Raw genomic sequence first — 19,197 nt, 5'->3', positions numbered from 1 at the left:
ATTTAATACGATGTTCAACTGAACAAGTGGTTGAACGAGTGGTGTTCGCCGCTCTCTATCCGATGAAGGGGGAGCGTGTTATGAGTGGACCTGGCTTCGGACTTGTCATTGGTGCGCAAACGAAGGCTGCTGGTTATGTGGTCGACTTCGAAACCTCGCTCGGGGAAATCGCAGACTCACTCGAGACAGATATTACCGGGCAGCTATCGCAGGTGAATGGAACGTATGTGTCGATCTTGGGTGAAGCGCTGACGGCGTGGGGCGAAGCAGGCAAAGCACACATTGAAGACCTTGATCGCTACGCACAGGCGCTGATCTCTGTCGATGAGGCGCTTGTCGCGGCGGAAGAGCAAGCGACTGAAGGAATTATTGACGCTGGTGCATTTGGGAGCGTGCAATGAGTAGTCATGACCTTGTGTTTTATGAGACGGCAGCGAACTACGTGATGGATGATTTTGCGCGTGCAGCTTCAAAGCTGCGCGAAGGCAGCACAGAGATGTCAGATCTCGTGGAGCATGAGCTGGTCGAGTGGTCGGATACCTCTGAGGCGCGTCAAGCACAGAAAGAGTGCGCGCAACGTCTTGATGATCGAGCCGAAGAAATGGCTAGTGCCCTGGATGCCTTCAAAGCGGCGTTTGAAGAGATTCGCGAGGCGGGTATTCACGCCGAAACCCTTGCATTTGCTGCCGTTGATTAGGGGTTGTGATGATAAGTCATGATTTTGAAGTTGATCTCGAGGCATTAGCCACAGCGGTTACAAAGCTCAGCGAGCTGCAAGAACGCAATAAAACCTATGATGTTGCGGACTATACGCCAAACTCTGGAATGGTTGCTAATCCCGTTATCGCCGGGGCGCTGGAGAGCTTTAATACCAAGTGGGATCAGGGGCTCAACGGAATGCTTCGAGATATTTCGGAAGCAGCCGGTCGGCTCGGCAAGGTTACCGGGATCTACTCTGACTATATGACTGCGTGTGATGAGGCGATGACACGCGCTCGTGATGCAGCAGCTGCTATCTCCACAGAGCCTCTGGTCAAGGGGGTTTAGCGTGAGTGTGACACATAAAGGTGCGCCAACATTCGAGATCAAGGGTGATCCTGTTGCCATTCGCGGGCGGATCGCTGTCATGCGCGATCGTGCCTCCGATTTTGAGAGAATCGCTTGGTCATTGCAGGAGATTTCAGTGTCTGGCTGGAGTGGGCGGGCGGCTGACCGGTTTCATGAACATTTCAAGCTGCAGCCGGAAAATTGGTGGTGTGCCTCAGCGACTTTCGGCCGTGCCGCAGATGCCTGGGAAGTCTATGCTTCAGCGCTGGAGCAAGCTCAAACGCGTGCTGCTGCAGCTAAAGTCGCATATGAAGAAGGAGTCGCTGCCGTCGAGGCAGCTCTTGCGGAACAGAAGTGGGCAGCCGACCACCCGCAGACCGGTATATTCGGACTACCCGAGGTAGATCTGTCGTATCACCCAGAGCGGGATACGAGACCTGGCGAAGCCAAGAAGGCCCAGGCGATCGCTGATTTTGACGCTGCAGTGAGTGACACAAACACTGCCGGAGAAGAGCTAGCGCAAACGCTTTATGAGCAAGCTAACCGGTCCCCAGATCCTTCGTGGGCCCCCGTGCATTTCATGAAACGCATGGTATCTGGAGTCTTTGATGGCGTTTGGGGGCTACTCTCCATGCAGTATGGCATGGCTCTCGAAGGCATGTGGGACTATGGACGGTACATGCTGGGGTGGATCACCTGGGACGAACTGCAGGCGAAGCAGAACCAGAACAAAATCTCACTTGAGGACTTGTTTGCGCTGCGTGACGCGATTGTGGCAGACCCGGCAGGCTTCGCGAAGAAAATGTGGGACGCGCTGATCAACGCTGAGGGATGGGAAGATGATCCCGGCGCCGCACTCGGCGAACTTGTTCCGGCTGCAGTTCTTGCTGCGCTTACTGCTGGCGGTGGAAATGCGGCTCGTGCCGCCGCTGTACTTGAGTCCCTGCCTATCATTGGAGAAGGCACGATGCTGCGGGACATGGGCATGGGGCTAGGCACTCTTGCTCTGAAGGGTGCGGGTCGCCTTGGTATTGGTGCAGATGGGGCCGCGGGAAGGTTATCTTCGCATCTGGACGACTATCTGCGCACGCACGGCATGGAAGATCTCGCCAATGAATGGAAGGAGAAACGACTACGCGTCCTTCCCCAAAGTGCGGACGACCTGGCATCGAGGGTGCCGCTTAATACGCATCAGTCGAATGGCAAGCCTACGCCGACTGAAGGGCTGGTAGATGACGTGATGGGGGCGGACATGGTGCGCCGACGCGAGCTGGTCCTGGGTGTGAATCCGGATGGGAGTTCGCGCACGTATGCCGAATGGGAGGAAGCTCACTCACATATCAAAGTGATGCCCGATGGAACTGAGGAACGAATCATTGATTGGCCCCCGAACGGCGGCTACGACGGGGAGCCGACCGTGTATTCCTCGGTCGAGGAATACGTCCGGGACTTCGGCGGGGACGTGGACCGCATCGGACATCCTGACGGCAACTACCTGGGTGCCATCGAGGACGGTCGCCCCGCCTCCTTCGAGGAGCGTTCCCTGCGCCCGGACTCGGTGAACGACCACTACTACCAGTATGAGTTCACTAAGAATCCTTTACCAGAAGGGTGGACCATCAAGTCGGGCAAGGTCGCTCCCTGGGGGCAGCAGCCGGGTGGGGCAACGCAGCTGCAGGTGATTAAGGAAGACGGTAGTTTTGCGTCAGTCAATGACTTGATTAAACACAAGATCCTTAAAGGAAAGGGGAGTCCCGTTGGAGTTTCTCGATGAGTACAAGCATGTTATGGAGAAGCATGCTGGCTTGAAGGTATTTGTGGGTGCCCATAGGGAGGGGTGTCAATGTTGTATTGACTATGGTAACCATTCTTACATGCGCTTCTGGTATGACCACGGTGTTTATTGTTTTGATATAGAGGAGCGTGGGGAGGTGCGGAGGGGAGGGATGTTCAATTCACCTTCGATCGATTTGACGCAGAAGGTGATGCTGAACTACACGGTGTCGATACTGCGACATGCTCTCGGGTTTGAGTGGCTAGGCCTACCAATGGAGGAAGATCAATTGCCAAACGGTTGGCAGCTTCAAGAAGCGCCAATATGGCGCTATGTTGCCCTTGATGGCCCCAATGGTGAGCATTTGGATTTTGAGACTTCTGGTGAGCGTTTCTGCGTCCCGTTAGCGTGGCTTTACGACGTTTCTCCGTCTGAGCTGCTGCACGCATACATGCTTCCCGACGGCGGCCCATTGCTTCGGCGGTGGCTCGGGAGACCCTATGTTCGATGAGAGTCTCATGCGTATGAGCATCAATGAAATGCGTGAGTATCTAAGCTTGCGCAAGTGAATGGAGTAGAAAGGAATAGAAAGATGGGCGCCAGTCAGATCCCTGATGTTCACTCGCCGAGTTTCCCCAATTCGGGAGTCTTGAAATGGGTGCCGGATGGGCCAACAGTGCTCGCTCGAATGGATAGAAGCACCGTGAAGACCTATACAAGCTTTCTGGCCTATACGAAGACATTCGGCCACTATGTAGATCGGCTTGGACTGCCGTACGGAAAGTACTTCTGGCAGCTGCCCGAAAATGGACGCCCCTTTTCATTGGAAGAGCGAGCCCTCGATATTCTTGCGGTGAACGATCCCTACTACGAGTACCGCATCCTCACGCTGCCGACAGGATTCTCCATCCGTACCGGCATCAATATCCCGCAATTCTCCCTGTGTGGAGGAGCGCGGCAAGTCCAATTCCTGGCGGGCGACTACGCGCTGACCGCCAATGAATGCCTGCAACTGGGAATCCTCGAAGGAAAGGGGAAGGACTGATGTCCGTCACCGCCGACCTCATCGACTTCGCGTGCGACAGCGGCGCCATCTCCTCGGTCTACAATGGCAATGGGATTGCCCTGACCTGGGATTCAGGGCGCAGCTGGCAGCACGTGTGGGACACGAAGAATTCTCCCCGCCCCCAAGCGTTTTACGGTGAAAGCGAATACCTGGAGCCGCGCGTGCCTACCATGATCAGCGACTATGGTGAGATCATGTTGAAATGGGCGATCATGCGCATTGGTGAAAAAGCGCGTTGGCGTCGCCGATGGCCGCGCATCGATGTTCCTGTGGGGCTTGAAAGCGTATCGCCCCAGTGGGGTTTCGAACAGCTGACCCCTATCACTGGTCGGCTCACCCTGGACGGAGCATATATCCCGATGGAGATGCGCACAATCTTCCCGGTGCATCCGGAACTCAATCAACTGTCCCAGGTGATGCAAATTGATTTCGATGAACTCCTCGCTGGATATATCGATCCATCAGGTGGCCCGTTTCTACGTCAGTGGCTTTCCTGACGTCGTCGGTGTCGAGACGGGTCGCAGACGAGAAGATCTGTAGTTTCTACCCCAGAGGAGGAAGACAGTGTTGAACGCGTTGGGACGGTTCTTTAAGAGAGGGACATCCGGGGAAGAGAAAGATCCGATGGCCTTCCTGGACGAGTATGCGGCGGTCATGAACCGGCACACCGGGCTTGAGGTGTACAACGGCTTCAAGCGGGGACACACCGGCCTGTCGATCGATGCGGGGTTCGGATCGGGAATGCTCCTGTGGTTGGAGGATGGGCAATACTGCTTCGATGAGGAAGAGCGTGGAAAGGTCGTAAAGGGTGGCATTATCGCCTCGGCGTCGGTCGAGTTGACGCAGAAGGTGATGGTAAACTACACGGTCTCGATCTTGCGGCATAGTTTGGGGCTCCCGGTGTTGGGTGTTCCGACAAAAGTTGAGGAGCTCCCGGAGGGGTGGTCTTTGCATAAGGAGGCGGCTGCTCGTTACGACCGACTGGATGGTCCTCATGGCGAGCGTCTCGATTTCGAGGCAGGGGCTCCGTCTTACTGTGTGGCCCTTGCCTGGCTCTACGACGTGTCTCCCTCCGAGCTGCTCAATGCGTACATGCTGCCCGACGGCGGGCCTCTGCTTCGTCAGTGGTTGGGGTATCCCTACCTGAGATGAAGGTGAATGCCCCGGTGCGGTGCCGCTGATAGAGTGCCGAGTCCGGTCCGCGACGTGAGTGCTTCTTACGTGCCGGCTCTGACCCATAAGCGCCCGCGCTGCCACTCGGCGGCGCGGGCGATTCTGTGCGTGAGAGTCGATCAGGGTAGGTTTGCCACACCCGCGTAGCGCAGGCTCACCTACCCGAATTACGCAAAACAAATGCCGCATTTATTTACGTAATTAGTGATGGTATGAATGCGAAAATAACCCCCGAGAGGCGTGCGAGCACCCTTGGAATTGCAACGAAAACTCGCTACGTTTTGGATATGTTGCGAAAAGGCGTATCACTGGAGTCAACAGCGCGGCCAACCCGGTCGCGACCGGCTACAAAGAGGACCCACGGGTCCACGTTGAAAAGGACACTCCAATGGCAGATATGCCCCGCATCCTCGACTGCTCCGTCACCGACTGCTCCTACAACAAGGAGAAGAGCTGCGGAGCCGCCGCTATCACCGTCGGCTACTCGACCTCCTGCACGACCTTCATCCCGCTGACCGTCAAGGGCGGCCTCGCCAAGTCCGAGACTTTCGTCGGCGCCTGCCAGAAGGCAGACTGCGTCCACAACTCCGCACTCGAGTGCACCGCCGCCGCCATCTCGGTCGGTGCGGGCACCGCTGACTGCCTCTCCTTCGAGGCGCGCTGAGTCTCACTCATTAACGAGGCCGTGGCTGGGAATACCCGCCACGGCCTCGTCGTACCTGAGAAGGTGAAAAACTAGCGTCCCTCGCCCGAACGCACCCGCAGCGTGGGGTGGGGGCGCAGGCCGCGCTGGCCGTTCCAGATGAGGTTGACGACGTGGGCTGCGACCTCGTCCTTCTTCATGCGGCGGTCGTCCAGCCACCACTGGCCGACCTGCGCGATGAGGCCCACGAGCATCTGCGCGTACAGGGGGGACCAGGTGGTGTCGAAGTCCGAGCGCTTGAACTGCTCGGCGATGATGTGCTCGACTCTGGTCGCCACGTCGCCCATGACCGAGGAGAACGAGCCCGCCGTGCGATCCGAGGGGGCGTCGCGCACGAGCACGCGGAAGCCGTCCGTGTTGCGCTCGATGTAGTCGAGCAGGCCCAGGGTCGCGTTCTCCAGGATGAGGCGTGGGCGCTCGGAGGACTCCAGGGACGATTGCAGGGAAGAGATGAGGGCCTGCACCTCGCGGTCGACGACGACCGCGTACAGGCCTTCCTTGCCCCCGAAGTGCTCGTAGACCACGGGCTTGGAGACCTTCGCCCGGGCGGCGATCTCCTCGACGCTGGTCGCGCCGAAGCCCTTTTCGGCGAACAGGGAACGCCCCACGGCCACCAGCTGCTCGCGGCGCGCGAAGCCGCTCATTCGTGTCCTCTTCTCAGCCATGCGCCCAGTATCACACGAGGCGTGGGTCGGACTTCGCTCAGACCGGGCAGTGAGCGCGGGGTCGCGTTTGAAAGCGTGCGAGGGGTGCGGGTATCATCACAGTGGACGCATTCCGCCTTGGTGTAACGGCAGCACAGAGGTTTTTGGTGCCTTTAGTCTAGGTTCGAATCCTAGGGGCGGAGCGAACGGTCCCGATGGGACCGCAGACCCCCGAGGAGGAACATGTCTCGCCCCGCCGCCGTCATCGTCCTGGCCGCAGGTCAGGGAACGCGCATGAAATCTGCCCTCCCGAAGGTCGTTCACCCCCTGTCTGGCCTGTCCATGATCGGACACGCCCTGCGCGCCGCCCACGGCCTCGACCCCGAGCATCTGGTCGCCGTTGTGCGTCATCAGCGCGACGTCGTCGCCGCCGAGATTGAACGCGTGCTGCCCAGCGCCATCATCGCCGACCAGGACGGGATTCCCGGCACCGGCCGCGCCGTCCAGTGCGGCCTCGAGGCCCTCGATAAGGCCGTCGAGCCCGTCTCCGGCACCATCGTCGTCACCTACGGCGACGTCCCCCTCCTGTCTACGGACACCCTGGCCGATCTGGTCGCCACCCACGAGGGCGCGGGCCACGCGGTCACCGTCCTGACCTCGCGGGTCGAGGATCCCACCGGCTACGGACGCATCATCCGCGACGCCTCGGGCACGGTCACCGCGATCGTCGAGCAGCGCGACGCCACCCCCGAGCAGGTCGCGATTAAAGAAATCAACGCGGGCATCTACGCCTTCGACGCGGACTTCCTGCGCACCTCCCTGGCTTCCCTGGGCACCGACAATGATCAGGGCGAGGTCTACCTGACCGACGTCCTCGCGGCAGCGGCCCCCGCCGGGCGCACCGCAGGTGCCCTTGAGCTCACCGACCGCTGGCAGAGCGCGGGCGCGAACGACCGCGTCCAGCTGGCCGAACTCGGCGCCGAGATGAACCGCCGAATCTGCGAGGCCCACATGCGTGCCGGAGTGACGATCGTCGACCCGGCCTCCACCTGGATCGACGTTGATGTGACGGTTGGTGCCGACACCACCATCTACCCCGGCACCTGTCTGCGGGGGACAACCACCATTGGGACCAGCTGTGAAATCGGTCCTAACGCCACGCTGATTGATGCGGAAATTGGGGACCGCAGTGTGGTTCCCACCGCGTGGATCGGTCAGGGCTGCGTCGCAGCCGATACGATGGTCACGCCATACAGCACCATCGGCACATTGATCGCGGCGCCTCGCGCCTGATCCAACACAAGGAGAGACAACCGCATGAGCGGACTGGTGACCACCGGAGAGAAGAACCTCGTCCTCGTTTCTGGACGAGCTCACATGGACCTGGCTCACGCCGTGGGCGAGGAAATCGGATGTGGGGTCTCGCCGGTGACGGCCTACGACTTCGCCTCCGGCGAGATTTACGTGCGCTTCAACGAGTCCGTTCGCGGCGCCGACGTGTTCGTCCTGCAGTCCATCGAGGGCGACATCAACAAGTGGATCATGGAGCAGCTCATCATGATTGACGCTGCCAAGCGCGCTTCCGCTAAGCGCATCACCGTGGTTGCTCCCTTCTACCCGTACTCGCGCCAGGACAAGAAGCACCAGGGGCGCGAGCCCATCTCCGCGCGCCTCATGGCTGACCTGTACCGGGCAGCCGGTGCCGACCGCATCATGAGCGTCGACCTGCACGCCTCGCAGGAACAGGGCTTCTTCGACGGCCCGGTCGACCACCTCTTCGCCATGCCGGTCCTCGTGGACTACGTGCGCGGTCGCGTCGACCTGACCAACACCGCCATCGTCTCTCCCGACGCCGGCCGCATTCGCGTCGCCGAGAAGTGGTCGAAGAAGCTGGGCGGCGCGCCCCTGGCCTTCGTCCACAAGACCCGCGACACCACCCGCCCCAACGTCGCCGTCGCAAACCGCGTCGTCGGCGAGGTCGCAGGCAAGGAGTGCGTCCTGGTGGACGACATGATCGACACGGCCGGCACGATCACCGAGGCGATCAACGTCCTCAACAATGCCGGTGCCAAGAAGGTCATCGTCGTGGCCACCCACGGCATCCTCTCCGACCCCGCCGCGAAGCGTCTCTCCGAGTCCGGCGCCGCCGAGGTTGTCGTCACCGACACGCTGCCGATCCCCGCTGAGAAGCGCTTCGAGCAGCTCACCGTCCTCTCCATCGCGCCGCTCCTGGCTCGCGCGATCCAAGAGGTCTTCGAAGACGGTTCGGTCACATCGCTCTTTAACTGAGCGCCTCCCGCTTCACATCCGCCCTCGCCGTGAGGTAACCTATTGGGGTTGCTCCGGCGAGGGCGGATCCGTATCTGCCGTTATCGACAGGGCCTGAATTGAAATGCCACGCGTTTCCTTCACTCTGCCGACACCGACGCCGGACCTGAGAAACGAAGGAAAGACACATGAGCGACAACCCCATCCTGCTTGCCGAAGAGCGTTCCGAGTTTGGTAAGGGTGCTGCCCGCCGCGCCCGCCGCGCTGGCAAGGTCCCCACGGTCCTCTACGGCCACGGCGCCGAGCCCCGTCACCTGGACGTTCCCGGCCACGACCTCTTCCTCATCGTTCGCGGCACCAAGAACGCGCTCGTTGAGCTGAAGATCGAGGGCAAGACCCAGCTGGCCCTCGTCAAGGACGTTCAGGTTCACCCCGTGCGCCGCGACATCCTGCACGCCGACTTCCTGGCCGTCAAGGCCGGCGAGAAGGTCGACGTTGAGGTCCCCGTCGTCGTCGTTGGCGAGTCCGCCCCCGGCACCGTCCACTCCGTCGAGGAGTTCACCATCCTGGTGAAGGCCCCCGCCACCTCCATCCCCGAGAGCCTCGAGGTTTCCATTGAGGGCGTCGAGGCCGGCTCCGCCGTGCACGTCTCCGACCTGAAGCTGCCCGCCGGCGTTGAGGTCGAGCTCGATCCCGAGACGGTCATCGTCGCCGTTCAGGAAGCCGCCCCTGAAGAGGCTGAGGAAGCCACCGAAGAGGCCGCCGCAGAGGGCGACGCAGAGGGCGACGCCGAGTGACGCTCGCGTAACGCACGCTTTCCACGAGGGGGCGAGGCTGATGCCTCGCCCCCTCGTCGTATCTGCGATACTTGGGGGCATGAGTGACCTCCACGTGATCATCCCCGCCGGCGGTGCTGGCACCCGCCTGTGGCCGCTGTCGCGCCGCCGCCGCCCCAAGTTCCTCCTCGACCTGGCGGGCACGGGCCGTACCCTCCTGCAGGGCACGGTGGACCGCCTGGAGGAGTCGGCCTCGTCGGTGACCATCGTGACCGGCCAGGCGCACCGCGACGGCGTGCTCGCCCAGCTGCCTGAGTTCGCCTCGTCGGATAATCGCACGCTTCTCATCGAGCCGTCGGGCCGCGATTCAATGGCCGCGATCGGCCTGGCCGCATACGTCGTGCGCGAGCGCTTCGGGGATGACGCGATCGTCGGGTCCTTCGCGGCCGACCACCTGATCGCCCGCCCCGAGCTGCTGCGCATCGCCGTCGAGACGGCGATCGGCGCCGCCCGCGAGGGCTACGTCGTGACGATCGGCCTGACACCCACGGAGGCGTCGACCGCCTACGGGTACATCGCACCCGGTCCGGCCCTCTCTGACGAGGCCGGGGAAGCCGACGCTGAGTGCGGCGCTCGCCGGGTCGCCGAGTTCGTGGAGAAGCCGGATGCCGACACGGCTGCCCGCTACGTGGCGGCGGGCTACCTGTGGAACGCGGGTATGTTCATCGTGTCGGCGGGCGTGCTTGCCGCCCATCTGGCCCGCCTGCTGCCCGACATGCACGCACGCCTGGAGACCGTCGCGCGCGCGTGGGGCACCCCCGAGTTCGATGAGGTGCTGGCGGATAACTGGCCGCACCTGACGAAGATCGCCATCGACCACGCGATCGCCGAGCCGGTGGCCACCGACGGGGGAGTGGCGGTCGTGCCCGCAGACGCCGAGCTGGGTTGGACGGATCTCGGCGACTTCGAGGCCCTCACCGGCATTGTCGCGGAGGCGGGCAACCTGGGCGAGGCGCTGCGCGTCGAATCCGAAGGGGCGGCGGTCTTCTGTTCCCTCACGCAGGATGGCGAGGGGCCCCTCGTCGCGCTCGTCGGCGTGCCCGATGTGGCCGTCGCTCTGACCCCCGACGCGATCCTCGTGACGCGCCGCGACCGCGCGCAGTCCGTGAAGGCCGTCGTCGACCAGCTCGCTGACCGGGGCCGCTCCGACCTGCTCTGACGCCTCGCCGACGCGCGGCCTGGCGTATCCCCTCGTGGCGCTCCCGCGAGGGGGTCTGGCCTCGCCGCGCCCTGTTCGCTCTCGGGTGAGGTGCGCCGCCCCGCCCGCCGCGCAGGGGTACGGGGCTGGTAGCGTGTTGGGCAGCAAGAAGCCCCTACGAAAGGCATCACACGTGAACAAGCGGACCATCGCCGCGCTCGCAACCACCGCGACCGCGGCCTCCTTGGCCCTTGGAGCTTGCTCGACCACGCCCGCCGCCACCCCCGCAGCCTCCGCGAAAGTCTGCGCCGCCATCTCCGGAGCCCACGGCGACGCCGCCACGGACCCCGTCGCGACCGCTCTCGCGAGCGCCGCGAACGACGCGTCTGTCGCTTTCGAGTCGGCCAGCGGGCAGGAGGCACCGGCCTCGCTCGTGACCTCCGGCTGCACGCTGATCGTGGGCGCGGACTCGACCATGGCCGCCTCGATCTCCGAGGCCGCACGTTCCAACCCGAAGGTTCGCTTCGCCCTCGTGGGCGCCTCCTTCGTTGACTCCAAGGGTGCCGCGACCACTCTGAAGAACGGCTCGGTCGTCGACGTGGACGCCTCGCAGGCCGCCTACCTGGCCGGCTACGCCTCCGCGGGCATGACGACCACGGGCACGCTCGCCGTCATCGGCGGAGAGCGTGACAACGTCACCAGCTCGCAGATGTCCGCGTTCTCCCAGGGCGTGGACGCCTACAACCTGGCCAACGGCACGTCGATCACGGTGCTCGGCTGGAACCCCGTGACGAGCGACGGCACGTACGCGGGCAGCGCCAACGAGGTGCGCACGGCGACCGCCGACGCGCTCTCTCAAGGCGCCGACATCATCGCCCCCTTCGCCGGTGAGGCCAACGAGGGCGCCGCGCGCGCCGTCACCGAGGCCGCCAACCCGACCGTGCGCCTTGTGTGGTCGGGCCTGACGAAGAACGACCTGAAGGGCCTGACTCGCGACGAGGCCCAGTCGGCTGAGACCGCACCGATGTCCGGCCAGTCCGGCGGGTCGGTGACGCAGCAGGTGGACACGCAGTCATTCGCGGACGCGTTCAGCTACATCCAGATCGCCGACGAGGTCCGCTCCGCCATCGGCGCTCCCGTGCTGACGGGCGTCGTCGTGGATTACAAGGCCGCGATGGATACCCTCATCGCCCAGGCCTCCGCGGGTGAGAAGGCATCCGTCGTCCCGGTGTCCCTGGCCTCGGGCGGCGTGATCCTCACGGGCTTCGGCGCCTACACGCCGATGCTGTCCTCCGAGCTCAAGCTGGGCCTGTCCGACATGGTCGGCCAGATCGAGACGGGCGGCATGGTCATCTCCACACCCTTCGACGTGTGAGCTGACGGTATAGACGGCAGTGCCCCGGGGACGTGTCCCCGGGGCACAACTGTTCGGTCTCAGACTCCTAGCACTGCCAGCGCCGCGCCCGCGCACAGCGCGTCCGCGTCGAGTACGAAGGCCGGGTCCACGCAGTACAGGCCCGGGTCGGTGGGCACGGCGGGAGAGGTGCTCAGCGCATCCTCCAGCGCGCTGCGGACCCGCTCCTCGGGCACCGAGGTGCTCAGGGTACGCCCATCCGAGGAAACGCTGAGGGAGAGATCAGCGCCCTCCTTGACGACCGGCACGCCCAGGTGGTCCAGGAGAGTCGCCAGGAGCCCCGAGGCCTCGTCGATCGACACGGAGGTCCCGCGTGCGCCGGAAGGCTCCAGGGAGGCGATGCGCGAGGTGCAGCGGTCCACGTACGCGCCGACCATTCCGTCGCCCACCGACTCCCAGCCTCCCAGCGAACGGGGGAGGGACGAGCCGTCCCCGCACGCGGCCACGGCCTCGTCGATGAGGGCCAGCTCAGCATCGGGGGCCAGAGCGCCCTCGTGCGAGCGATCGATTGCGCGCCCACCCAGGTAGATGAGGGTCTCACCCGACGCGCGCACGTACACGGCGCCGTCCGCCATCACCATGCGCACCGAAAACGCCGTCAGGGGAGCGGGGAGCGCACGCGGCATGAGCAGGGCGTGCCCGCCGGACGCTTCGACGACCGCAGCGCCGTCGCGCGCAGCGTCCTGATTCTCAGGGGTTTCGTAGCCGATGATCAGGCGAAAACGACCCCCGGTTCGCGCGGACAGGAAAGAAGCGATACCCGCAAACAGCAACGGGTTAGCACAGCGTGTCATGTGCTGAGGGTAACACCTTGGGTGGTTCGCGCAAAAACGGGTATCAGGAAGGAGGCCGGGGCTCGCTCCCGGGGAGCGGCGGAGGGACGCAGGTGGGGGAGTGCACGGCTATCCTGGAGGCATCCGTGAAGGAGGAACCATGCAGCTGACGAACCTGACGGACCCGGTCGAGCTCACGCGCCAAATGATCGACATTCCCTCGGTGTCGGGAGACGAAGGGCCCCTGGCTGACGCCGTCGAGGCGGCCCTGCTCGATGCCGGATTCGGATCGGTCCCATCCCTGGAGATCCTGCGCGACGGTGATGCCGTCTGCGCGCGGACTTGTCTCGGCCTCGACCAGCGCGTGGTTCTCGCCGGGCATCTCGACACCGTCCCCATCGCCGACAATGTCCCCGGTCGCTTCGAGGAGCGCGACGGGGCCACGGTCCTGTGGGGTCGTGGGTCTGTCGACATGCTTGGAGGCTGCGCGGCGACACTCGCGCTCGCGTGCGAGGCTGGCGCTGTCCTCCGTTCCAGCGACGAGGCTGCGCTGAACGCCGACGTCACCTGGGTCTTCTACGATCACGAGGAGGTCGCCTCCCACCTGAACGGCCTGGGGCGCGTCCAGCGCAACCACCCCGAATGGCTGGTCGGCGACCTGGCGCTGTTGGGCGAGCCCACCGCCGCCCAGGTGGAAGGCGGCTGCAACGGCACGCTGCGCGTCATTGCACACTTCCCGGGGCGCGCCTCGCACTCGGCTCGCGCGTGGATGGGCGTCAACGCGATCCACGCGATGGCTCCCGTCATCGAGCGTATCGCCGCCTACGGAAACCCTGTCGTTACCGTCGATGGCCTTGAATTCCGCGAATCCCTCTCGGTCGTACGCGTCGCGGGCGGTATCGCCAACAACGTAATTCCCGAGGCTGCGTCGATGACCGTCAACTACCGCTTCGCTCCCTCCACGCGCGCGGACGATGCCCTGGAGTGGGTGCGCGGGCTCTTCGAGGGCACGGGCGCCACGGTCGAGATCGATGACCTGTGCGAAGGGGCCAGGCCGGGAGCGGACTCTGACGTCGCCCAGCGCTTCCTGTCGGTCGCCCGCCAGGTCGCGGCCTCGCGGGGTGAGGAGCTGCAGCTGAGTGCAAAGGTCGGCTGGACCGACGTCGCGCGCTTCACCCAGGCCGGCGTGCCCGCCATGAACTTCGGCCCCGGTGACCCGCTACTGGCGCACACGCGCGACGAACATACGCCCGTATCCGATATCGTGAAGGTGCACGACACGCTGCGAGCGTTCGTGCTCGCGCAGCCGGCACCGACGCCTGCACCACACAGGGAGGCATGACCATGACCAAGCCGACGCACACCTACCGCCGCGGATCCATCGTCCTGCGAGGCGACCAGATCCCGCGCATGACCTCGGACGCATCGCTGCTCCAGTCCGACCAGAGCGCGGACTGGAAGCACGAGGACCCGTGGCGGGTCCTACGCATCCAGTCCGAGTTCGTCGAGGGCTTCGAGGCCCTCGCGGAGGTCGGCCCCGCCATCTCGGTGTTCGGTTCCGCTCGCACCCGCCCCGACGAGCCCCTCTACGAGTGCGCCCAGCGCATCGGTGAGCTCCTCGTGGATCGCGGCTACGCCGTCATCACGGGCGGCGGCCCCGGCATGATGGAAGCGGCGAACCGCGGCGCATGGGAGGCCGGCGGAACGTCGATCGGCCTGGGTATCGAGCTGCCCCACGAGCAGGGCTTGAACCAGTGGGTGAACCTGGGCGTTAACTTCCGCTACTTCTTCGCTCGTAAGACCATGTTCGTCAAGTACTCGCGGGGTTTCATCGTGATGCCCGGGGGGTTTGGGACCATGGATGAGCTCTTCGAGTCCGCGACCCTCGTGCAGACGGGGAAGATCCGTTCCTTCCCGGTGGTCCTCGTGGGGACCGACTACTGGTCGGGCCTGGTCGATTGGATCCGCTCCTCGATGGTCGATGCCGGGATGATCTCGCCCGGCGACGTGGACCTGCTCCGCGTCGTGGATGACCCGGAGGAGGCCGTGCGTCTAGCGACGGGTGCCTAGTAGTTTTGCAGCCTTTATGCGGGTGCTATGTTCTATCAAACTCCACTTGTTACAGGACTAATTAATCGATTGGATTATTTTTATTGATTACTCTTTGCGGTGTGTTAAGGAAAAATGGCGCTTATTCGATAAAATAGGTATGTTACCCCGCCTGAGGAGGCGCGGGCATAACTCTGAGAAGGAGTACTCTCATGGCAGCAATGAAGCCTCGCACGGGGGATGGACCCCTCGAAGTCAGCGCCGAAGGGCGCGGTATCGTCATGCGCATTCCCAGCGAAGGGGGCGGTCGGCTCGTCATTGAGCTGAACGAGCAGGAGGCGGCGGAACTCGCCGAAGCTCTCGGAGCGGCCATCTGACAGATAGAGACGAAGCGGCGGAACAGGATCTCCTGTTCCGCCGCTTGTCTATGAATGGGGCAGCTCAGCGCTTCACGGCGACCGCCAGGCCGTCACCGACGGGCAGTAGCGTGGGCACGAACTCATCGGAGTCGCGCAGGTAGTTGACCACCTCGCGGGCGACCACGGTGTGCGCGTCGCGACGCGCGGGGTCGGCCACCTGGTCGCGCCACAGGGCGTGCACGAAAGCGATCGTTCCACCGGGGCGCAGGATACGCACCGCGTGATCGAGGTACTGAGGGGTTTCCTCCAGGTCGCCGTCCAGGACGACCATGTCGTAGCCGCGAGCAGCCATGCGCGGCAGCACGTCGAGAGCGCGCCCGGCGATGAGGCGCGTGCGATGCGAGGATAGGCCTGCAGCAGCGAAGTTGCGGCGCGCGTGGCCCAGGAGTTCAGACTCGGAGTCGATCGTCGTGAGGACGCCGTCGGCAGCCATGCCGTCCAGCAGCCACAGGCCGGACACACCCGCGCCCGTGCCCACTTCCAGGACCGCGCGGGCGCCGGAGACGGCCGCCAGCATGCGCAGGGCTGCGCCGGTGCCAGCGGATACGGGGGAAGCGCCCATTTCGGTAGCGACGGCGCGTGCGGCGGTCAGCGCGTCGCTTTCCGCCACGTAGTCCTCGGTGTACACCCACGTCTGGGCCTTGTCCGCCATCGCCGTATCCTCACTCGTGTTTGATCGCCTGGGTGAGGTACGCCTGCGCGTTGATGCCTCCCCAGGCATCAGGGTACAGGCGAGGATGCGCAAGGGCGCGCTGGCGCTCCGAAAATACGCGAAAAATTCACCTGGCAAGCATACGAAACCCCGGCCTCGTCGATGGGGACGAGGCCGGGGCGAAGCCGCGTGGCTCAGTGCTGGATGGGGGAGACCCCGAGGGGGCGGCCCGCCAGGCCGCGGTTCACCGACGAGAGCCGCTTGGCGAGGGCCGTGAGCTGCTCGGCGGCAGGGCCCGAGGCGACGGCGACGGGCTCGCCACGGTCGCCGCCCTCACGCAGCGCGATGTCGAGGGGCACCTGGGCTAGCAGCGGCACAGAGTAGCCCAGCTGCGCGGTCAGGCGCTGCGAGACGGACTCGCCGCCTCCCGCGCCGAAGATCTCCAGGCGCGAGCCGTCGGGCTGGGGCAGGAAGGACATGTTTTCGACGACACCGATGACCTTCTGGTTCGTCTGCGAGGCGATGGAACCGGCGCGCTCGGCAACCTCGGCGGCCGCGACCTGCGGGGTCGTCACGACGAGGATCTCTGAGTTGGGCAGCAGCTGCGCGATCGAGATCGCGACGTCGCCCGTGCCCGGAGGCATGTCGATGAGCAGGACGTCCAGGTCGCCCCAGAACACGTCTGCGAGGAACTGCTGAAGGGCACGGTGGAGCATGGGGCCGCGCCAGATGACGGCCTGGCCGTCGGGAACGAACATACCGATCGAGATGACCTTGACGCCGCCGGCGCCCACGGGCGGGATCATCATGCCGTCGATGACCTGCGGGTCGTGGTCCACGCCGAGCATGCGCGGGATCGAGAAGCCGTAGATGTCCGCGTCCATGACGCCGACCTTGAGGCCCTGCGCGGCCAGCGCGGCGGCCAGGTTCGCGGTCATGGAGGACTTGCCGACGCCGCCCTTACCCGAGGTGACGGCGATGACGCGCGTGAGGGAGTCGGGGCGAGAGAAGGGGATCTCGCGCTCGGGGCGACCGCCGTTGAGCTTCTCGCGCAGCGCCTTCTTCTGGGCCTCGTCCATGACGCCCATCTCGACCGAGACGTTGTCGACGCCTTCGACGGCGCTCACGCGCTCGGTGACGTCCTTGGTGATCTGGGTGCGCAGGGGGCATCCGGCGGTGGTGAGCAGGACCTTGACGGCGACGGAGGAGCCGTCGATCGTGACCAGGTCGGGGGTCACCATGTTGAGGTCGGTGATGGGGCGGCGGATCTCGGGGTCGATGACCTGGCCGAGAGCCTCCATGACGGATTCAAGCGTGACTGGCATAGACTCCACTCTACTGGCCGGTGTGCCCATCTTCTAGGGGACGAAAGGCACCGTCGGCCTCGACCTCGCCCTCCGCCTCGTTCGACGAGGCGTTGGTCGCGTCCGCGGCGATCTCCGCACGCAGGTCCTCCAGCATGTCGCGCAGCTCGGAGCGCACGAAGTCGCGCGTGGCGACGTCCTGGAGGGCCAGGCGCAGGCCGGCGATCTCGCGGGCGAGGTACTCGGTGTCCGCGAGGTTGCGCTCCGCGCGAATGCGGTCCTGCTCGGCCACGACGCGGTCGCGGGCGTCCTGGCGGTTCTGCGCGAGCATAATCAGCGGGGCCGAGTACGAGGCCTGGGTCGAGAACGCGAGGTTCAGGAGGATGAAGGGGTAGGGGTCCCACGCGGCCTCTTCGCTGATGCTGGCGAGCATCAGGTTCGCCGTGATCCATGCGATGACGAAGATCGTCATGTAGAGGACGAACTTCGGGGAGCCCATGAAGCGTGCGGTGGCCTCCGCGAAGCGGCCGAAACCGTCGCCGCTACCGGAAGAGCGGCGGAAGAACCACCGACGCTTGTCGATCGGGTTGTCCAGGCGATCAGCCATCGATGCTCCTTGCCATCATGCGGTCGGTCACGTCGTCGTCGAAGTCTCGCCAGTCCTCGGGCAGCAGCTCGTCGAGGACGTCATCGACCGAGACGGCACCGTGCAGGTGCCCGTCCTCGTCGACGACGGGCAGGACCGTCAGGTTGTAGGTCGCGAGCAGACGCGTCACGGTCGCGATGTGCGCGTTGGGGTCCACGGACTCAATGTCGCGGTCCAGGATCGTGCCGAGCAGGGTCTGTGGGGGCTCGCGCAGCGCGCGCTGGATGTGGACCATGCCCAGGTACTGGCCGGTCGGTGTCTCCTGAGGCGGGCGTGCGATGAAAGCGACGGTCGCGATCGAGGCCGGGATGTCCTCGCGTCGCACGGCCGCGAGCATCTGCGCGACGGTTGCGTTGGGGCCGAAAATGACGGGCTCGGTGGTCATGAGCGAACCCGCGGTCGACTCGTCGTAGGTCATGAGTCGACGCACGTCCTCGGCCTCTTCGGGCTCCATGAGGGCGAGCAGGGACTGAGCCTTCGCGGCGGGCAGCTCGGCGACGAGGTCGGCCGCGTCGTCGGGCTGCATGACGTCCAGGACGTCGGCGGCTCGGGCGGCTTCCAGCGCCGAGACGATCGCGATACGGTCGTCCTTACCCAGCTCCTCGAGCACGTCGGCGAGGCGCGCGTCCGTCAGCTGCATGGCGACCGCCATCTTGCGGTCCTGGGGGAGCGTGTGCATGAAGTCCGCCAGGTCGGCGGGGCGCATGTCCTCCGTGTACTGCAGCAGCGCGGTCGCCGCCTGGTTCGAGTCGGTCTTGAGCAGACCCGACACCTCGGACACGTCGACCGTGAGGGTCTCGCCGCTGCGCGTGAAACCGAGGGTGGACGTGCGCACGCGCTGGACGTGCAGCGTGGAGATCACCCAGTCCTTCGGACGGCGCTGACGCATCGCGACGTCAAGGATACGCACCTGGCCCGAGCCGTCGTTCATGGTGACGACGCGGTCGAAGAGCTCGGAGAGCACGAGCGTCTCGATGGGACGCTGCGTGAACGAACGAATGTTGAGCAGGCCCGTCGTGATGACCGAGCCGGCCTCGATCGAGGTCACTCGGGTGAGCGGCAGGAAGACACGCTTACGCGGGCCAACCTCGACGACGAAGCCGATGACGTTGGCTTCGGATTTCAGCCGAAAGATGACAACGACATCGTGGATCTTGCCGACTTGGTCGCCCAAAGGGTCGAAAACACCGGTGCCAGCGAGCTTTCCGATGTAGACGCGGCGGCCCTTGGTGCCTAGTTCAATAGATGCGATGCTCACTCTTACATCTTAGGCTGGTGACCACAGATGCGT

General features: G+C 64.4%; 23 protein-coding genes and 1 tRNA gene. 18 read left to right on the top strand and 6 right to left on the bottom strand.

Annotated features, from left to right (window positions below):
- The first annotated feature begins 26 nt into the window (after positions 1-26).
- The 9 genes from ACTODO_RS09855 to ACTODO_RS09815 all read left to right on the top strand — a co-directional run bounded on the left by ACTODO_RS09855 (position 27) and on the right by ACTODO_RS09815 (position 5,724).
- A complete protein-coding gene (locus ACTODO_RS09855) occupies positions 27-401 on the top strand; it encodes a hypothetical protein (RefSeq protein ID WP_244262562.1) in 375 nt (124 codons plus the stop codon).
- Positions 398-697: a hypothetical protein gene (locus tag ACTODO_RS09850; protein ID WP_003793476.1), complete on the top strand. Its 300-nt coding sequence runs from the start codon at positions 398-400 to the stop codon at positions 695-697. Before ACTODO_RS09855 ends, ACTODO_RS09850 begins: the two co-directional genes overlap by 4 nt.
- An 8-nt stretch (positions 698-705) precedes the next feature.
- Positions 706-1,047, top strand: a complete 342-nt coding sequence (locus ACTODO_RS09845; protein ID WP_003793474.1) for a hypothetical protein — start codon at positions 706-708, stop codon at positions 1,045-1,047.
- A 1-nt stretch (position 1,048) separates the two neighbouring features.
- Positions 1,049-2,821, top strand: a complete 1,773-nt coding sequence (locus tag ACTODO_RS09840; protein ID WP_244262561.1) for a TNT domain-containing protein — start codon at positions 1,049-1,051, stop codon at positions 2,819-2,821.
- 100 nt (positions 2,822-2,921) lie between these two features.
- A complete protein-coding gene (locus ACTODO_RS09835) occupies positions 2,922-3,332 on the top strand; it encodes an Imm61 family immunity protein (RefSeq protein ID WP_244262560.1) in 411 nt (136 codons plus the stop codon).
- Between the two features lie 81 nt (positions 3,333-3,413).
- A complete protein-coding gene (locus tag ACTODO_RS09830) occupies positions 3,414-3,866 on the top strand; it encodes a glycohydrolase toxin TNT-related protein (protein ID WP_034512474.1) in 453 nt (150 codons plus the stop codon).
- Positions 3,866-4,384 (top strand): Imm61 family immunity protein, encoded by a 519-nt coding sequence (locus tag ACTODO_RS09825; RefSeq protein WP_003793466.1) that lies wholly within the window; start codon positions 3,866-3,868, stop codon positions 4,382-4,384. Before ACTODO_RS09830 ends, ACTODO_RS09825 begins: the two co-directional genes overlap by 1 nt.
- 67 nt (positions 4,385-4,451) lie before the next feature.
- Entirely contained in the window at positions 4,452-5,039 is a 588-nt protein-coding gene (locus tag ACTODO_RS09820) for a TNT antitoxin family protein (protein WP_244262559.1), read from the top strand.
- A gap of 409 nt (positions 5,040-5,448) precedes the next feature.
- Positions 5,449-5,724, top strand: coding sequence for a DUF1540 domain-containing protein (locus tag ACTODO_RS09815; RefSeq protein WP_003793462.1), 276 nt, complete (start codon positions 5,449-5,451; stop codon positions 5,722-5,724).
- Positions 5,725-5,795: 71 nt separating this feature from the next.
- Here ACTODO_RS09815 and ACTODO_RS09810 read toward each other — a convergent pair whose 3' ends face one another.
- Positions 5,796-6,428 carry a TetR/AcrR family transcriptional regulator gene (locus tag ACTODO_RS09810; protein ID WP_003793460.1) on the bottom strand — a complete coding sequence of 211 codons (633 nt, stop codon included), beginning with the start codon at positions 6,426-6,428 and terminating at the stop codon, positions 5,796-5,798.
- A 111-nt stretch (positions 6,429-6,539) separates the two neighbouring features.
- Here ACTODO_RS09810 and ACTODO_RS09805 point away from each other — a divergent pair.
- The 6 genes from ACTODO_RS09805 to ACTODO_RS09780 all read left to right on the top strand — a co-directional run bounded on the left by ACTODO_RS09805 (position 6,540) and on the right by ACTODO_RS09780 (position 12,024).
- Positions 6,540-6,610, top strand: a tRNA-Gln gene (locus ACTODO_RS09805).
- Positions 6,611-6,650: 40 nt separating this feature from the next.
- A complete protein-coding gene (locus ACTODO_RS09800) occupies positions 6,651-7,700 on the top strand; it encodes a bifunctional UDP-N-acetylglucosamine diphosphorylase/glucosamine-1-phosphate N-acetyltransferase GlmU (protein ID WP_003793458.1) in 1,050 nt (349 codons plus the stop codon).
- Positions 7,701-7,724: 24 nt separating this feature from the next.
- The gene (locus ACTODO_RS09795) at positions 7,725-8,696 is read left to right on the top strand and encodes a ribose-phosphate diphosphokinase (RefSeq protein WP_003793457.1); all 972 of its coding nucleotides are present in this window, start codon (positions 7,725-7,727) and stop codon (positions 8,694-8,696) included.
- A gap of 167 nt (positions 8,697-8,863) precedes the next feature.
- Complete coding sequence (locus ACTODO_RS09790) at positions 8,864-9,472, top strand: 50S ribosomal protein L25/general stress protein Ctc (RefSeq protein WP_003793454.1); 609 nt, start codon at positions 8,864-8,866, stop codon at positions 9,470-9,472.
- A 79-nt stretch (positions 9,473-9,551) separates the two neighbouring features.
- Complete coding sequence (locus ACTODO_RS09785; RefSeq protein WP_003793453.1) at positions 9,552-10,670, top strand: mannose-1-phosphate guanylyltransferase; 1,119 nt, start codon at positions 9,552-9,554, stop codon at positions 10,668-10,670.
- A gap of 172 nt (positions 10,671-10,842) precedes the next feature.
- Positions 10,843-12,024, top strand: a complete 1,182-nt coding sequence (locus ACTODO_RS09780; protein WP_003793451.1) for a BMP family ABC transporter substrate-binding protein — start codon at positions 10,843-10,845, stop codon at positions 12,022-12,024.
- Positions 12,025-12,083: 59 nt separating this feature from the next.
- Here ACTODO_RS09780 and ACTODO_RS09775 read toward each other — a convergent pair whose 3' ends face one another.
- Positions 12,084-12,857 carry a hypothetical protein gene (locus tag ACTODO_RS09775; RefSeq protein WP_003793448.1) on the bottom strand — a complete coding sequence of 258 codons (774 nt, stop codon included), beginning with the start codon at positions 12,855-12,857 and terminating at the stop codon, positions 12,084-12,086.
- A gap of 139 nt (positions 12,858-12,996) precedes the next feature.
- Here ACTODO_RS09775 and dapE point away from each other — a divergent pair, with 139 nt between their 5' ends.
- From dapE to ACTODO_RS10685, 3 genes are all read left to right on the top strand, one after another.
- Positions 12,997-14,178: a succinyl-diaminopimelate desuccinylase gene (gene dapE, locus ACTODO_RS09770; RefSeq protein WP_003793446.1), complete on the top strand. Its 1,182-nt coding sequence runs from the start codon at positions 12,997-12,999 to the stop codon at positions 14,176-14,178.
- Between the two features lie 2 nt (positions 14,179-14,180).
- Positions 14,181-14,906 carry an LOG family protein gene (locus tag ACTODO_RS09765; RefSeq protein ID WP_034512470.1) on the top strand — a complete coding sequence of 242 codons (726 nt, stop codon included), beginning with the start codon at positions 14,181-14,183 and terminating at the stop codon, positions 14,904-14,906.
- 191 nt (positions 14,907-15,097) lie between these two features.
- Positions 15,098-15,262 carry a DUF3117 domain-containing protein gene (locus ACTODO_RS10685; protein WP_081445789.1) on the top strand — a complete coding sequence of 55 codons (165 nt, stop codon included), beginning with the start codon at positions 15,098-15,100 and terminating at the stop codon, positions 15,260-15,262.
- A gap of 64 nt (positions 15,263-15,326) precedes the next feature.
- Here ACTODO_RS10685 and ACTODO_RS09760 read toward each other — a convergent pair whose 3' ends face one another.
- The 4 genes from ACTODO_RS09760 to ACTODO_RS09745 form a co-directional block, all read right to left on the bottom strand.
- Positions 15,327-15,956, bottom strand: a complete 630-nt coding sequence (locus ACTODO_RS09760; RefSeq protein WP_003793441.1) for an O-methyltransferase — start codon at positions 15,954-15,956, stop codon at positions 15,327-15,329.
- A gap of 194 nt (positions 15,957-16,150) precedes the next feature.
- Complete coding sequence (locus ACTODO_RS09755) at positions 16,151-17,281, bottom strand: Mrp/NBP35 family ATP-binding protein (protein WP_034512468.1); 1,131 nt, start codon at positions 17,279-17,281, stop codon at positions 16,151-16,153.
- A gap of 10 nt (positions 17,282-17,291) precedes the next feature.
- Positions 17,292-17,867, bottom strand: coding sequence for a DUF1003 domain-containing protein (locus tag ACTODO_RS09750; protein WP_003793437.1), 576 nt, complete (start codon positions 17,865-17,867; stop codon positions 17,292-17,294).
- Positions 17,860-19,164, bottom strand: coding sequence for a magnesium transporter MgtE N-terminal domain-containing protein (locus ACTODO_RS09745; protein WP_003793433.1), 1,305 nt, complete (start codon positions 19,162-19,164; stop codon positions 17,860-17,862). The genes ACTODO_RS09750 and ACTODO_RS09745 overlap by 8 nt, the downstream gene beginning before the upstream one ends.
- Between the last annotated feature and the right edge of the window lie 33 nt (positions 19,165-19,197).

This window comes from Schaalia dentiphila ATCC 17982 (assembly GCF_000154225.1).
GTDB classification, from domain to species: domain Bacteria; phylum Actinomycetota; class Actinomycetes; order Actinomycetales; family Actinomycetaceae; genus Pauljensenia; species Pauljensenia dentiphila.
Note: the sequence above shows the minus strand (reverse complement) of the source record. Positions and strands in the feature narration are given on the sequence as shown.

Coding starts and splice junctions, on each gene's coding strand:
- ACTODO_RS09795 (WP_003793457.1), top strand. CDS start 7,725: ATGAGCGGACTGGTGACCACCGGAGAGAAGAACCTCGTCCTCGTTTCT.
- ACTODO_RS09845 (WP_003793474.1), top strand. CDS start 706: ATGATAAGTCATGATTTTGAAGTTGATCTCGAGGCATTAGCCACAGCG.
- ACTODO_RS09765 (WP_034512470.1), top strand. CDS start 14,181: ATGACCAAGCCGACGCACACCTACCGCCGCGGATCCATCGTCCTGCGA.
- ACTODO_RS09750 (WP_003793437.1), bottom strand. CDS start 17,867: ATGGCTGATCGCCTGGACAACCCGATCGACAAGCGTCGGTGGTTCTTC.
- ACTODO_RS09830 (WP_034512474.1), top strand. CDS start 3,414: ATGGGCGCCAGTCAGATCCCTGATGTTCACTCGCCGAGTTTCCCCAAT.
- ACTODO_RS09810 (WP_003793460.1), bottom strand. CDS start 6,428: ATGGCTGAGAAGAGGACACGAATGAGCGGCTTCGCGCGCCGCGAGCAG.
- dapE (WP_003793446.1), top strand. CDS start 12,997: ATGCAGCTGACGAACCTGACGGACCCGGTCGAGCTCACGCGCCAAATG.
- ACTODO_RS09815 (WP_003793462.1), top strand. CDS start 5,449: ATGGCAGATATGCCCCGCATCCTCGACTGCTCCGTCACCGACTGCTCC.
- ACTODO_RS09835 (WP_244262560.1), top strand. CDS start 2,922: ATGCGCTTCTGGTATGACCACGGTGTTTATTGTTTTGATATAGAGGAG.
- ACTODO_RS09825 (WP_003793466.1), top strand. CDS start 3,866: ATGTCCGTCACCGCCGACCTCATCGACTTCGCGTGCGACAGCGGCGCC.
- ACTODO_RS09760 (WP_003793441.1), bottom strand. CDS start 15,956: ATGGCGGACAAGGCCCAGACGTGGGTGTACACCGAGGACTACGTGGCG.
- ACTODO_RS09850 (WP_003793476.1), top strand. CDS start 398: ATGAGTAGTCATGACCTTGTGTTTTATGAGACGGCAGCGAACTACGTG.
- ACTODO_RS09790 (WP_003793454.1), top strand. CDS start 8,864: ATGAGCGACAACCCCATCCTGCTTGCCGAAGAGCGTTCCGAGTTTGGT.
- ACTODO_RS10685 (WP_081445789.1), top strand. CDS start 15,098: ATGGCAGCAATGAAGCCTCGCACGGGGGATGGACCCCTCGAAGTCAGC.
- ACTODO_RS09785 (WP_003793453.1), top strand. CDS start 9,552: ATGAGTGACCTCCACGTGATCATCCCCGCCGGCGGTGCTGGCACCCGC.
- ACTODO_RS09800 (WP_003793458.1), top strand. CDS start 6,651: ATGTCTCGCCCCGCCGCCGTCATCGTCCTGGCCGCAGGTCAGGGAACG.
- ACTODO_RS09755 (WP_034512468.1), bottom strand. CDS start 17,281: ATGCCAGTCACGCTTGAATCCGTCATGGAGGCTCTCGGCCAGGTCATC.
- ACTODO_RS09775 (WP_003793448.1), bottom strand. CDS start 12,857: ATGACACGCTGTGCTAACCCGTTGCTGTTTGCGGGTATCGCTTCTTTC.